This is a genomic window from Streptomyces aurantiogriseus (assembly GCF_014649375.1).
GTDB lineage: Bacteria > Actinomycetota > Actinomycetes > Streptomycetales > Streptomycetaceae > Streptomyces > Streptomyces aurantiogriseus.
In genome coordinates this window covers 1-13,145 of record NZ_BMSX01000053.1, presented here as the reverse complement: position 1 = coordinate 13,145, position 13,145 = coordinate 1, and the positions used below count along the sequence as shown (strand labels likewise).

The window sequence follows — 13,145 nt, the reverse complement described above, 5'->3', positions numbered from 1 at the left end:
CGGCCTCGCCACCTGCCTGATTACTTACCGCCACGTCCAACGCCTTTGTTAGGACCTCTAAGCGCATGGTGGGACGCTAGCTGTTGTCGGGGCGCGGCGGATCGGACGTCGGGCCCGGGTGGACCGGCACCAAAGACCTAGTTCGGTGGTCGCTCGCCACTGCTTGAGTCGGTGGCAGCACCGTTCGACCACATTGCGGCGCCGGTAGACGGCCGCCGTGATCGCCGGGCTCTCCCCCGTGGACGCGCCTGACGCTCCGCCCTCGCCCACCCGGCGGCGCCTGCTCGTCGCGGGGGCCGCACTCGGTGTCACCGCGGCGGCCGGGACGGGAGCGTGGTGGAAGTGGGGCCGGGGCCGGACCGGCGCGTCCGCGAGCACCGGCTCCGCCCGGCGGTCCCGGCACGTGGTCGCCCTGCTCGGCAGCCCGGACGGCCCTTTCTTCACCGCCCAAGAGCTCGGCGCCCGCCTCGCCGTCGAGCAGCACAACCAGGACGCCCGGCGCACCGTCGACCTCGTGCTGCGCACTGCGACGACCGCGGCGCCGCAGGGGGCTCCGCCGAGGCAGCCGCCCGGCTGGCCGCCGACCCGGACGTGTCCGTGGTGATCGCCGCGGGTACGAACGCGACGGTGCCCGCGGCCCTTCCCCCTTGCGCTAAGGCGCGGCTGACCCTGCTGGTCACCCGCGCCGACACCGAGGAGCTCAACGTCGTCAACACCACCACCGCGCTCGTGCTGCGCGCCATCCAGACCGTCGGCCCGCCCGCGGTACTGCGCTATCTGAACCGGGGCGTCGAACCCGCCCGCGCGGTGGTCGTGCACGACCTGGCCACTGAGGTGGAGAGCCTGCCCATGGTCCGCATCACCACCGTCTACGACAAGCTCTGCAGCGAAACGGCGGTGGAGGAGGAGGTCGCCGCGGACGAGGACTTCACGAAGGCCGCGCGCCGCATCGCCGCCCGCCCCCGCGACGCCGTCCTCTTCGCCGGGGTGAGCCCCGATCGCGCCGCCGCCTGCGCCCGCGCGTTGCGGAACGCGGGCCACCGGGGCGCCCGGGTCGCGGGCGAGCACGTCCTCGGGGCCCCCTTCCTCGCCGTCGGCGAGGACTGGAGGATCGGCACGGGCTACACCGACGCGAGCGCCGACTCCCGCACCAAGGCGTTCGCCGCCGCGTTCCGCGCCTGCCACGAACGCGCGCCCGGCCCGTGGGCGGCCGAGGCGTACGATGCCGTCCGGTTCGCTGCCCACGGCCTCGCCTCCGTCGGCGACAGCGGCCGGTCCGCCCTGCGCTCAGAACTCCTGCGCCGCCCCTGGCAGGGCATCACCCGCCTCATGAGCTTCGACGCCGCCTCGCAGTACTTCGGGGTCGAGAACGACAGCGGCGGGTTCTTGTTCCGCGTGACCGGGGGAGCCGCCCGTTTCGTGACGCGCGCCGACGACATCGGCAAGAAGACATGAACCAACTCCAGGGCACCGCGTGCGCGGCTGTCATCGGTGCGGCGGAGGGGACCATCTCCCCTACCACTGAGCCTGGGCCACCCACATGCGCCCGGCCATCGAGCCGCAACGCGGCGTGTCGCGCTGCCCCGCGGCAAACTGCTACGACGCACACAGCGAGCACAGGACGTCGGCCTGCCCCGCCGCACCCCGACACCGGCCTCCACCAGACCCCCCTTACCGGGAAGCCATGCCCCCACCCAGCCGCCACCACCGAAGAGGCGCACACCGCGGCGGCCTGGCACCACGTACGCGACCGGGCCACCCGCTGGGCACGCGCTTCCCGGCATCCACCTCCCTGCTGGGCCCGGGTCGGGCTACCGGCGGTGCATGGTCTCCAGCGCGGCAGCCAGCACGTGGGGGTCGTGGTGGCCCTTGTAGACCTCGGGCGGCCGCTTGTCGAGCTTGAGGAGTTGGGCCACGGCCGTCCAGGCGGTGCGTACGGAGTACTCGACGGTGAAGACGACGTCGTCGGGCACCTCGGCGAACTGACCGATGAAGGCGAGGTTGACCGAGCCTTCGGGCACCACCTTCGGGCGGTCGTCGCGCCGGCGCGCCAGGAACTGGCTGGTGATGTACGGCATCAGGCAGGGCACGACGGTGGAGGTCTCCAGGACGCGGGTCGCGAGCGTCTCGTCGAAGGGCAGGTGGTGCAGGATCTCTTCGAGGATCTCCCGGCCGGAGCACATCGTCATCGGCTTGGGCGTGTGGTTGCCGGCGTGGCCGGGGAACAGGCCGTAGCCCCACCAGACCGCGACGTCCTCGGGCTGGTCGCGGTAGACGGGTTGACGGTTGGCGACGATGGTGAGCAACCAGTTGGAGTCGGTGAAGGTCATCAGGCCGCCCTTGCCGGTCTCGCGCCCGCTGAAGTCCTCCAGCGCCTTGAGGAAGGCGGGATCCTTCGCAGTGACGGTGAACGACTCCCAGCGGGATTCCTTGACGTGCTTGTCGAAGGCGTCCGGGTCGCCGAAGTCGTCACGCCCTCGTGCCAGTCGGTGCCAGAGCAGCCACGCATCCGAGCGATGGGGGCGAGGGGGCGGTGCGGAGGTGTGCGAGCCCAGGCTGGAGGCGTCGGTCATGGAGCCGTTGGTCACCAGGACCAGGTCATCGGGGGCCACGGTGATCCTCTCGTCCCGTCCGTGCCGGGAGAGGTGGATGGTCTCGACCGTGGTGTTCCGGCGCCCCGGTGCGAGTCCGAGGTCGGTGACGTGGCATCCGGTATGGATGGTGACCCGCGGTCGAGCAGCCAGGCGGTCAGAGGGCGAACGATGGAGTCGTACTGGTTGTAACGGGTGCGGTGGATGCCGGACAGGGACGAGAACTCGGGGAAGAGGTGGATGAAGCGCTTGAGGTAGCGGCGGAACTCGATGGCGCTGTGCCAGGACTGGAAGGCGAAGGTGGTGCACCACATGAACCAGAAGTTCGTGGTGAAGAAGTGTTCGCCGAAGCAGTCGGTGATCCGCTTGCCGTCCAGGTGCCCCTCAGGGGTGGCCAGGCACCGGACCAACTCCAGTCGGTCGCGCTCTGAGAACCCCGTCGAGCGGGTGTCGACGATCCTCCTGTCGCCGTCGACGAGGCGTGCGATGTCGTCCCAGGCGAAGTCCTCGTGTCCGGCCAGGATTTCCTGCGTCACCGACAGGGAGGGGTCGTCGAGGGTGGGAATGCCGGAGAGCAGGTCGTATGTGCAGCGGAACTCGGCCTCGAACATCCGACCGCCACGCATGGTGTAGCCGGTAACGGCCGTACCGCCCGCGTCCAGACTGCCGCCGATGTTCCGCTGCTCTTCGAAGAGGTGGATGTCCGATCCGTCGAACCCGCCGTCGCGGATCAGAAACGTGGCTGCGGCGAGCGCCGCGATCCCGCTGCCCACCAGATACGCCTTCGCCATCACACAACTCCTCGTTCTCGCCCGTTGACCGGGAACCGCGCACATCCAGGTTTTCCTGCGCTATGGGCGCCGTCAGTGGGCCGTTGGTCACCCGTCAGGTCCGAACGGCCCGCAAGGCGGCTCCCACGTACAGAGGCGGGCAGCGCAGAGGCCCGGTCGGTGGACCGTCACCGACCGGGCCCCTACTGACCGCGGACTCACGCCGGGCGAGAGTCCGCCGCCCTGCCGCTGCCTTCGGCCGCCGGATGACCAGGCTTTCCACGCGGTCTCACGGCGCTTCCCATGACCCGCTGGCGGCGCCTGGCCGCCTGGAACGAGGCCGGCGTGTGGGACCAACCGCATGCTGTGCTGCTGAAGAAGGCCAACCGCACGGCTCCGGCCTGGGCACCTTCCGCTGAGTCGTCGAACGCACCATCGCCTGGCTTCACGGCTTCCGCCACTTACTGATGAGGCAGGTTGCGAGGCCGAGGAAGCCTTGGTGGATGTCGTCGCCTCGTTCCCAGAGGATGAGTTGACGGCTGACAGTGCATCAGGACAGCGTCTGCGTGGTGGCAGTCGGTCTTGTTCCTGATGGCCTCTGGGAGCGCGTAGCCACGCTGCTGGCCGGAGTGGCCTGGCGCGATGTGCCCAGCCAGGTTGTGGGTTGTTCGGGCGTGACGCCTGGCGCCGGCTGCGGGGCTGGACGGAGGCTGGCGTTTGGCCCCGCCTGCACGAGGCACTTCTCGCGGAGCTCAGAGCGGCCGGCCTACCGGACGTGGATGACGCGGCGATCGACGGTTTTCACCTCAGGGTCCTCAAAGGGGGGATCACGTCGGGCCTTCACCAGCTGATCCATCTCTTGGATGCGATACCTCGGATCCGCTGCCGCCGTGGAAGCCCGCGGAACCAACCCAAGCGGCTCTTCGCCGACAGGGGGGTACGACGCCGCGCTGATCTTCATCAGGGACTACTCGAACTCGCCTGCAGCATCATCTGCCTCCGACGGCTCCAAAAGGCAGCCGGGCCCAACAGTAAGCTCCCCCTTCATGGCCCTCCCTTCCCACGACACTCTCGCCACGCCTGACCCGGAGCCCGGGGCCACGGAGGCGGACGACGACACGTTGATCGAGAGGCTGCGGGCCCGCGCTTGGGACCCGGGACTTCGTTTCGACAGCGCAAGGGTCCCAGCCACGTGGATAGCCGAGCGCTACGGACCGGACCACGCACAGGGGCTGCCAGCATCGTGGCTCTACCTCACCTCCGGCGGCGGCACGATGGAATGGCACGTCTCATTGATCGCGGTCGACAACCCGGTACTGCTTTACGACGCTGACGGCTGGGAGCCCACATGGGGCGAAGACGCACACGACGGCCTTCGCCATGCAACCGCACTACGGCGATGGCTCCGGACCTGGGCTGACGGCGGCAACGTATGGGATGAACACCTCGACCGCCTTTCTGACCAGGAGTGACGTGCCGTCTCCCCGCTCTTCATTCTGAAATCTTCAGTAAGAACGTCCCTGACCGCGGACCCGGACCTCTTGGAGAAGCGTCCGGTAGCCCTCGCCGTAGGTGGCCACGGCCGCGTACACCGCATCGAGGGCCGCCTGGAGCGGGTCGGCCTCCGCGGCGCCGAGCAGTGCGGGGAGGGCCATGTGCGGCTGGGACACCCGCGGGGGTGATTCCGGCTCGCCGTTCGTGACCATCACCGTGCACGGCGCTGCTTCGGCGGGCTGCGGTGCCGGTGGTCCGGGCGGGCTCGGCGACTTCATCACGGCCGCTGCGGGCCCCACGATCCGGGGTGTCTGCTCTGGCTTGGGCATCGGCGTGGGCGCGCCGGGGTGGGTGACCGGCTGAAAGGGGGGCCGCTCGGGCGGGACGGCCTGGCGGACGGTCGTGTCGGGGACGTGTGGGTCCAAGTCCAAGGTCTGCCACATGCGGGCCGGGTCATCGAAGGGCGGCGGCAGTGGTTGCCCATGGGCGAGGGCGGTGAGCGCGCCGTCGATCCAGTCGAGGCCGACCAGGCCGGCCGCCTCGCACGCGCGTCGGGCCGCCAGCAGGGCCACCGCGCGCTGGGTGGTGGGACCGGCGGCGTCGAGGGCGTGGACGAGGGCTGGGTCGAAGCGGAGCAGGCCGCGCACGTTGCCACCGACGTCGCGCAGGGCCTGGCTCGGCAGCTGTCCGCCCCAGTACCACCGTTCGTAGGCGAGCCGGCGTTCTCTTTCCGCTCGTTCTTGCGCGAGGCGGGCCTGGCGTTCGGCTTCGGCGCGTTCTGCGGGTGTGGGAGGAGGCGGCTGCCGGCGGGCGTAGTCGTGCCAGTAGGCGGCATTCGCCGAGGTCTGCTTCAGCACGCGGTCCGGGGCGGGCGGGGCAGGCCAGAACTGCAGGAGATAGCGGTCCAGTTGGGGCTCGTCGCCCAGTCGGGTGTCCCGCTCGCGTGCCTCGTCCATGCCCTTGGCGCAGTAGCGCACCCGGTAGTCGGTCTCCTCCAACCCCAGATCCCAGCAGGTCTCGCCCGCCCACTGCAGGAGCGCGCTCCTGCCCGACACCGGGTGGAAGGACACCTCCACGACGTCCTCCCACATCGGATCCAGGGGCGGAGCCTGGTCGTGGACTTCGACGGTGAAGCCGACGTTGCCCGTGTGCAGGCCGGTGTTCAGCCACAGCGCACCGGGGATCGCCGCACCGCACAGCCCGACCTTCTGCCCGGCGAACGCCTCCGCGAGGTCCGGGCCGAAGCTGTCCGGATCGCTCTCGACGTAGATCTGACCGTAGTGAACATGGACCTCCCCCTCGACTGGCCTACGCACCATTACCCCCTATCGCCGCCCAGAACCTGCCATGCCCGACAGCCTAAGGAACACCACTGACAGCGCCGCTTTCCCTGGTGGCCGCACTATGCTGCGGCCGCGTCAGGTGAGACGCCGCCCCGGGGCAGGAGGTCGCTCACCGCTCGTCACGAAGTTCTCCCGTAGCAGGGGTTGCAGCACGGCGGGGTGCCGTGAGCCCCCGAAGGGCCGTGGGCGCTGAGCACCGCCTGGCCGCCCTGCACACCGGGGCGCACAAGTCGATTCAGGCGCCCTGTTCCCAGCCCTGCTCCTGCGTCGCTTCGGGTTCGATGCGACGCCGTCTCCTATGCGGTGCCGGGACCGTCGAGGAAGCGAAGCAGCACGGCGGCCTCCGCGCGGAGCTGCGCGGCTCGGTCAGCGTGCACGGGCGCAGTCAACTGCGCTGCAACCTCCAGTCGCTCGGCGGCCTCGGCGCGCACTACGTCCACCACAGTGCGCTCGCTCAGCTCACGCCGCGCTGCTTCGGTGGCGCCGGCACCAATTGGCGACTGCTCGAGAGCCATGCCGCGGAGCTCAGCTTCGTCCACGGGCACCGCCTCAGCGTTGTCCAGCGCAGCAAGTGTTGCGCGCAGGGCGCTCACCGCGGCCTTGTCACGGGCGCGCATCGCTTCCGGCAGTGCTTGACGCATACGAAGACGTAAAGACATGCCGGTGACCTTATGGCGGCGCCCCTGGGCCCACAACGCGATATACGTGCAGCACCAGAATTACCGCCGACTGGGGCGCTACGCCCCCGACAAGATCGCGAAATCAGACTGGCGTACCAGGACACCGATGGCGATCGGCCGCGAGGCGTTGCGCGGTTTGCCCGCCTGCCGCGGCGTCACCTTCCCGCGCACCAAGTCGCCCACGTCGACACCAGCGTGCTCCCCTGCCGACTCGACGCGTCGGAAATCGCTGACGCGTCGGAGATCTCCGACGTAATGTTGCGGCCATGCCCCCCGACGTCTTCAGCGCACTCGCCAACCCCGTGCGACGCCAACTGCTCGATGCCCTGCGGAACGGGCCGCGTGCGGTCAATGACCTCGCCGGCCGCTTCGAACTGAGCCGGCCGGCGATCTCCGAGCACCTCCAGGTGCTGCGCCAGGCCCGGCTCGTACGGGAGGAACCGCGCGGCCGGCAGCGCTTCTACCACCTGGAGCCGATGCCGCTGGCGGAAGTCGGCGAGTGGCTGCACCCCTTCGAGCACTACTGGCGCGCACGCATGAGCTCGCTGCGCGACCTCCTCGACGAGACGGCGCTCGACGAGAAGGACCTCGACATGAAAGACCTCGACGAGCAGGGGGTCGACACGAAACCGACCGACCAGCACAGCAAGGACCCCCAGCCATGACCCCCGAACCCGCCGACGACGCCCCCGTCATCCACTGCGACCAGTTCCTGCCCCACTCCCCCGCCACCGTGTGGAAGGCGCTGACCGACCCCGAGCTGCACGCCCGCTGGTGGGCCGCCGGCGACGTACGCCCGATCGTCGGCCACCGCTTCACCCTCGACATGGGCCCCTGGGGCGAGCAACCCTGCGAGGTCCTCGCCGTCGACCCGGAGCGGCTGCTCCGCTACAGCATGGCCGAGGGGAACCTCGACACCACCATCACCTGGCGCCTGGAGCCCGAAGGCCACGGCACCCGGCTCTTCCTCACCCACGAGGGCTTCGACCTCGACTCCCCCTTCGGCAAGGCCGCCTTCGACGGCATGGGGGACGGCTGGCTCCACGTACTCGACCGCCTCGCCGCCGTACTCGCGAACCCCACAGCCTCGTAACGCCGGCACCCGACAGCCCTGCCGTGCGGCCTGGCGGGAATCTCACCCGCCGCGTCCACGGAGGAGGTGGGGGCCGGGTCATTCGGTCGCGCACGGCAGGCAGTTGTCAGTGCGCCGCGCTAATCTGCCCATGTCTGATCAAATACCCCATTCGGGGAGGTTGCCATGGTCTCGCGCCTCAACCCGTATCTCAGCTTCGACGGCAACGCCCGGCAGGCGATGGAGTTCTACAAGGAGGTCTTCGACGGCACACTCCGCCTCAACACCTTCGGAGAGTTCGGCCAGAAGGACACCCCGGAGGCTGACAAGATCATGCACGGCATGCTGGAGACGCCCAGCGGCTTCACCCTGATGGGCGCCGACACCCCACCGGGCATGGAGTTCGCCCAGGGCACCAACTTCTCGGTGAGCCTCAGCGGCGACGACGACACCGAGCTGCGCGGCTACTGGGAGAAGCTGTCCAGCGGCGGCTCGGTGTCCGTCCCACTGGAGAAACAGATGTGGGGCGACGTGTTCGGCATGTGCACCGACCGGTTCGGCATCCCCTGGATGGTCAACATCACCCAGCCGCGGAGCTGACCGAAGCCACAGCGGCCGTTGCGCGCCGGTCCATCACGCACGATGACGCCATGCCCGCGCTCGTCGTGGACCTGCGCAACGGTCGCGGTGTGCGCCACCAGCGCCGCGGCAGCCATGCACGCCGTGCGAGCAACCCTGCGAGATTCTCGCCCGACCTCCCGAAGTGGCCGGCGCGTCGGGCAGTTCGGTGACGAAGATGATCCCGAAGGTGACGGCGGCGACGGATACGTCGAACACGGGCATCAGCCGACTCGGCCCGTGATGTAGTCCTCGGTCCGCTGGTCGGAGGGGTTGGAGAAGATACGTGCCGTCTCGTCGTACTCGATCAGTCGGCCGTGCCGTTCGCCCTCGGCGCCGACGTCCGTCGTGAAGAAGGCGGTGCGATGCGAGACACGGGCGGCCTGCTGCATGTTGTGCGTGACGACGACGATCGTGAACTCCTGGGCCAGGTGCTCCATCAGGTCCTCGATCTTCGCGGTGGCGATCGGGTCCAGCGCCGAGCAGGGCTCGTCCATCAGAATCACCTCCGGCTTGACCGCGATGGTGCGCGCGATGCACAACCGCTGCTGCTGCCCGCCCGACAGGGCCAGCGCCGAGGTCTTCAGCTTGTCCTTGACCTCGTCCCACAGTGCGGCATGGGTGAGGGTCTCCTCCACCAGGTCGTCGAGGTCGCCCTTGAAGCCGCCCACCCGAGGCCCGTACGCGATGTTGTCGTAGATCGACTTCGGGAACGGGTTGGGCTTCTGGAAGACCATGCCGATGCGGCGCCGCACCTCGATCGGGTCGACGTCCCGGCCGTAGAGGTCCTCATCGTGGTAGCGGATCTTCCCGGCCACGCGGGCCGTGGGGATGAGGTCGTTCATCCGGTTGAAGCAGCGGATCACGGTGGACTTGCCGCAGCCGGACGGGCCGATCATCGCGGTGATCTGACGGCCGCCGATGGTCATGTTGACGTCACGGACGGCCTCGTGGTCGCCGTAGAACACGGACAGGCCGCCCACCTCGAAGACCGGGGTGATCAAGGGCGGGGCGTCGCGATAGGAGACCTGCGGGACCGAAGTGCCACTGGCGGAGACGGGGGCTTCGGAGGGGGAGGCCACGGCGGGCTCCCGCGCGGACCGAAGGACCCGCCGACGAAGGCGCTGGAGGCGTGCACGGGGCTGTGAGGTCATGGCGCGGTCACCAGCGGTGGGAGTAGCGGTTGCGGAGCCAGATGGCCAGGGAGTTCATGGCCAGCAGGATCACCAGGAGGATCACGATCGCTGCGGCGGCGAGTGAGACGAACTCGGCACGGGACTGGCTGATCCAGTTGAAGATCTGGATCGGCAGCACCGTGAACGGGCTGTCCGGACCGGTCGGGTTGAAGGTGATGAAGGTCAGGCCGCCGAGCAGCAGCAGCGGTGCGGCCTCGCCGATGGCGCGGGACAGGGCGAGGATCGAGCCGGTCGCCATGCCGGGCACGGCTGCGGGCAGCACCTGCCGCCAGATCGTCTGCCACTGGGTGGCGCCCAGCGCCAGGGATGCCTCGCGGATGGACTGCGGTACGGCGCGAATCGCCTCCCGTGCGGCAATGATCACGGTGGGCAGGACCAGCAGTGACAGGGTGAGCGAGGCGGTGAGCACGGTCTGCCCGAAGCCCAGCCCGCGGGAGATGATGCCGAGCCCCAGGATGCCGTAGACGATCGACGGGACCGCCGCCAGATTCTGGATGTTGATCTCGACGGCGCGGTTCCACCACCGGTCCGGCTCGGCGTACTCCTCCAGATAGATCGCGGTCAGGAAGCCGACGGGCAGGCAGTACAGCGCGGTGAAGGCGATCACCCAGATGGTGCCCATGATCGCCGACTGGGCGCCGGCCTGTGACGGGTCGATGATGTCGGGGAAGTTCGTCACGATCCGCAAGTCCAGCCGGGGCCACGCCTCCACCACGACGTAGGTGAGGAGGGAGCCGAGGAACACCACACCGACGGCGAGCGAGGCCCACAGACTCAGCTGGAAGAACCGTTCCCGCCACGGACTGCCATCGCCTTTGAGCCGGCGCGCCTCCAGGATGTCGGCATCCGGTCCCTTGCCGAGGGCGTGGTTGTCCATCACTCGTACACCTGCCGGTACTTGCGCACCAGGCGGATGCTGACCAGGTTCATCACCAGTGTCATGACGAAGAGCAGCGCGCCCACCGCGAAGATCGTCTGGTAGCCGATGGAGCCGGTCGGCAGGTCGCCGATGCCGGCCGCCGCGATGAACGCGGTCATCGTCTGCATGCCTTCGAGCGGGTTGAACGACAGGTTGGGCCGACCTCCCGCGGCGACCGCGACGATCATCGTCTCGCCGATCGCGCGGGAGACGCCGAGCATGATGGCGGCGGCGATGCCGGACAGCGCGGCCGGGAAGACAACCCGGGTGGCGACCTGCATGCGGGACGATCCGAGTGCGAAGCCGCCGTCACGCAGGTCGTTCGGTACGGCGTTCATGGCGTCCTCGGAGAGCGAGGCGATCGTCGGGATGATCATGATGCCCATGACGAAGCCCGCCGAGAGCGCGTTGAAGACCTGCGGCCCCTCGCCGCCGGGCCAGATGTCCTGCAACAGCGGGGTGATGGCCTGCAGTGCGAAGAAGCCGTACACGACGGTGGGGATGCCGGCGAGCACTTCCAGGATCGGTTTGAAGAACGTGCGCACCCCAGGTCTGGCGTACTCGCTCAGGTACACCGCCGCGCCCAGGCCCAGCGGCACGGCGACCAGCAGCGCGATGAGCGTGACCATCAGCGTGCCGGTGACCAGGGGCAGGACGCCGAAGTGTGGCGGCTTGAACAGCGGCGACCAGTCGGTGCCGGTGATGAAGTCGCCGAAGCTCACCTTGCCGAAGAACTCGGCGGCGGGCGGGATGAGCGCGATGACGATGCCGACGGTGGTCAGCACCGAGACCAGCGAGGCGGCGATCAGCAGCACCCTGACAGCCTTCTCCACGTAGCGCGGCTGGGACCGCTTCAGGAAGCCGGTGGTTCCCGAAGCGGCCCTGCGCCCGATGCCCGTGGAGGTCATGACCGGTGCTGCTCCCGCAGTTTCTCCAGGTCCTTGTCCAGCTCGGCCTGCTGCTGTTGGTTCAGCGGTACGAAGAGGGCTTTCTCAGCGATATCGCCGCTGTTCTCCACGTAGTACTCGACGAACGCCTCCACCTCCGGCTTGTCCAGCGAGGACGCCTTCGGGTAGATGAACAGAGGCCGGGACAGTGGCTTGTAGGAGCCGTCCTGCACGGTCTTCGCGGTGGGTTCGACGCAGCCGTCACCGCTGTCGATCTTCAGGACCTTCAGCTCGCCCTTGTTCTCCTCGTAGTACGACAGGCCGAAGTACCCCATGCCGCCCTTGGAGCCGGCCACGCCCTGCACGGTGACATTGTCGTCCTCACTGGGTGAGTAGTCCGTTCGGGAGGCGCCCTCGTCACCGTTGACGACCTCGGTGAAGAAGTCGAAGGTGCCCGAGTCGGTCCCCGGGCCGAACAGCTCCAGCTTCTCGTCGGGGAACGAGGGGTCGACCTGGTTCCAGTTGTCGACCTTGGAGCCGGGCTCCCAGATCTTCTTCAGCTGCGCGACGGTCAGACATTCGGCGAAGTCATTGTCCTTGCTCACCACGACCGACAGCCCGTCGTTGGCGACCTGGAGCTCCTCGTACCGGATGCCCTTCTTCGCGCAGGCCGCCTTCTCATCGTCCTCGATCGGACGCGAGGCATCGGCGATGTCGGTCTCGCCCGCGCAGAACTTCTCGAAGCCACCACCTGTACCGGAGGTGCCCACAGTCACCCTGACCTTGGGGTTCTCCCCTTGGAACAGCTGGGCCGCGGCCGTGGAAAGGGGAGCCACCGTGCTGGAGCCGTCCACCCGGACAGTGCCGGACAAGTCGCCTTCGACACCATCCTCACCGGCGCCGGTGGCGGAGCCACCGCACGCGCTCGCGGTCAGCAGTGCCGCAGCCGTCAGCGCCACAGGGGACAGAGGTCTGCGCAACGAAGCGTGAATGTTCACATGACTCCCCATCCTCGCGTCAGGCACCCCTCCGGCCAATATGAATCAATTGGGCAAAGCTCTCCACTCGAGCAAGCGAGGATCCTCAGCTCGCCTACGTGGGGGATCTTCTGACTGCCGCGAAAGGGGTGGCGGGCGCGCTCTCGGGTTCTGTGCCAGCGTCGGGTTGGCCATCACCCGCGGGCTCCACCGCGACCACGCACTTGGGCACCGCCAGGCAAGCCCGGCGGTCCGCCCGAACAACCAAGATCACCCCGCGGAGTACCCCGGCGGCTTGCTGAGTGTTCGACGATCATCTTACACTCCGGGTGTTCGCTTTCCATTGAACACCTTGTCGAAGGGTGCGTTCCGCCATGCGCGCAGTCGAGTTCCAGGAGTACGGCGCCCCCGAGGTGCTGAACGTCGTGACGGCCGCGACCCCCCAGCCGGGACCTGGCCAGGTCAGCATCGACGCCGCCTACGTCGGCGTGAACTTCGCCGACCTCAAGGCCCGCGCCGAGGGCTACCGGGTGGAATCGCTGCCCTACCGCCCGGGCCTGGAGGTCTCCGGCCGGATCCGCGCCGTCGGCGACGGCGT

Annotated in this window: 13 protein-coding genes and 3 pseudogenes; 9 read left to right on the top strand and 7 right to left on the bottom strand. The window is 68.9% G+C overall.

What is annotated here, in order from left to right; all coding sequences use genetic code 11:
* The first annotated feature begins 238 nt into the window (after positions 1-238).
* Positions 239-604, top strand: coding sequence for a hypothetical protein (locus IE263_RS49370; RefSeq protein ID WP_229911578.1), 366 nt, complete (start codon positions 239-241; stop codon positions 602-604).
* On the top strand, positions 574-1,455 hold the full coding sequence (locus IE263_RS47635) for an ABC transporter substrate-binding protein (protein WP_229911577.1): 882 nt from the start codon (positions 574-576) through the stop codon (positions 1,453-1,455). The genes IE263_RS49370 and IE263_RS47635 overlap by 31 nt, the downstream gene beginning before the upstream one ends.
* A gap of 356 nt (positions 1,456-1,811) precedes the next feature.
* On the opposite strand, the pseudogene IE263_RS47630 reads toward IE263_RS47635, so the two are convergent.
* Positions 1,812-3,382 (bottom strand): annotated as a pseudogene (locus IE263_RS47630) (oleate hydratase).
* 350 nt (positions 3,383-3,732) lie between these two features.
* On the opposite strand from IE263_RS47630, the pseudogene IE263_RS50295 reads away from it, so the two are divergent.
* The 3 genes and pseudogenes from IE263_RS50295 to IE263_RS47615 all read left to right on the top strand — a co-directional run.
* A pseudogene (locus IE263_RS50295) lies at positions 3,733-3,846 on the top strand (IS5/IS1182 family transposase); the annotation flags it as partial.
* 84 nt (positions 3,847-3,930) lie between these two features.
* Positions 3,931-4,373 (top strand): annotated as a pseudogene (locus IE263_RS47620) (transposase family protein); the annotation flags it as partial.
* Positions 4,312-4,833, top strand: a complete 522-nt coding sequence (locus tag IE263_RS47615) for a hypothetical protein (RefSeq protein WP_229911576.1) — start codon at positions 4,312-4,314, stop codon at positions 4,831-4,833. The pseudogene IE263_RS47620 and the gene IE263_RS47615, both read left to right, overlap by 62 nt.
* Positions 4,834-4,866: 33 nt before the next feature.
* Here IE263_RS47615 and IE263_RS47610 read toward each other — a convergent pair whose 3' ends face one another.
* Both IE263_RS47610 and IE263_RS47605 read right to left on the bottom strand, forming a co-directional pair.
* The gene (locus IE263_RS47610; RefSeq protein WP_189944396.1) at positions 4,867-6,174 is read right to left on the bottom strand and encodes a hypothetical protein; all 1,308 of its coding nucleotides are present in this window, start codon (positions 6,172-6,174) and stop codon (positions 4,867-4,869) included.
* 320 nt (positions 6,175-6,494) lie between these two features.
* Positions 6,495-6,815, bottom strand: coding sequence for a GatB/YqeY domain-containing protein (locus IE263_RS47605; protein WP_189944397.1), 321 nt, complete (start codon positions 6,813-6,815; stop codon positions 6,495-6,497).
* 329 nt (positions 6,816-7,144) lie between these two features.
* On the opposite strand from IE263_RS47605, the gene IE263_RS47600 reads away from it, so the two are divergent.
* The 3 genes from IE263_RS47600 to IE263_RS47590 all read left to right on the top strand — a co-directional run bounded on the left by IE263_RS47600 (position 7,145) and on the right by IE263_RS47590 (position 8,550).
* A complete protein-coding gene (locus tag IE263_RS47600; protein WP_189944395.1) occupies positions 7,145-7,543 on the top strand; it encodes an ArsR/SmtB family transcription factor in 399 nt (132 codons plus the stop codon).
* On the top strand, positions 7,540-7,971 hold the full coding sequence (locus IE263_RS47595; RefSeq protein ID WP_189944394.1) for an SRPBCC family protein: 432 nt from the start codon (positions 7,540-7,542) through the stop codon (positions 7,969-7,971). The genes IE263_RS47600 and IE263_RS47595 overlap by 4 nt, the downstream gene beginning before the upstream one ends.
* Positions 7,972-8,136: 165 nt before the next feature.
* Positions 8,137-8,550 carry a VOC family protein gene (locus IE263_RS47590; RefSeq protein WP_189944393.1) on the top strand — a complete coding sequence of 138 codons (414 nt, stop codon included), beginning with the start codon at positions 8,137-8,139 and terminating at the stop codon, positions 8,548-8,550.
* A gap of 242 nt (positions 8,551-8,792) precedes the next feature.
* Here IE263_RS47590 and pstB read toward each other — a convergent pair whose 3' ends face one another.
* The 4 genes from pstB to IE263_RS47570 form a co-directional block, all read right to left on the bottom strand.
* On the bottom strand, positions 8,793-9,569 hold the full coding sequence (pstB, locus tag IE263_RS47585) for a phosphate ABC transporter ATP-binding protein PstB (RefSeq protein ID WP_229911575.1): 777 nt from the start codon (positions 9,567-9,569) through the stop codon (positions 8,793-8,795).
* A gap of 160 nt (positions 9,570-9,729) precedes the next feature.
* Positions 9,730-10,641 carry a phosphate ABC transporter permease PstA gene (gene pstA, locus IE263_RS47580; protein ID WP_189944391.1) on the bottom strand — a complete coding sequence of 304 codons (912 nt, stop codon included), beginning with the start codon at positions 10,639-10,641 and terminating at the stop codon, positions 9,730-9,732.
* The gene (pstC, locus tag IE263_RS47575) at positions 10,641-11,591 is read right to left on the bottom strand and encodes a phosphate ABC transporter permease subunit PstC (RefSeq protein ID WP_189944390.1); all 951 of its coding nucleotides are present in this window, start codon (positions 11,589-11,591) and stop codon (positions 10,641-10,643) included. The genes pstA and pstC overlap by 1 nt, the downstream gene beginning before the upstream one ends.
* Positions 11,588-12,580 carry a PstS family phosphate ABC transporter substrate-binding protein gene (locus tag IE263_RS47570; RefSeq protein WP_189944389.1) on the bottom strand — a complete coding sequence of 331 codons (993 nt, stop codon included), beginning with the start codon at positions 12,578-12,580 and terminating at the stop codon, positions 11,588-11,590. The genes pstC and IE263_RS47570 overlap by 4 nt, the downstream gene beginning before the upstream one ends.
* Positions 12,581-12,921: 341 nt before the next feature.
* Here IE263_RS47570 and IE263_RS47565 point away from each other — a divergent pair.
* On the top strand, positions 12,922-13,145 hold a 224-nt coding region (locus IE263_RS47565; RefSeq protein WP_373312314.1), incomplete at its 3' end, for an alcohol dehydrogenase catalytic domain-containing protein.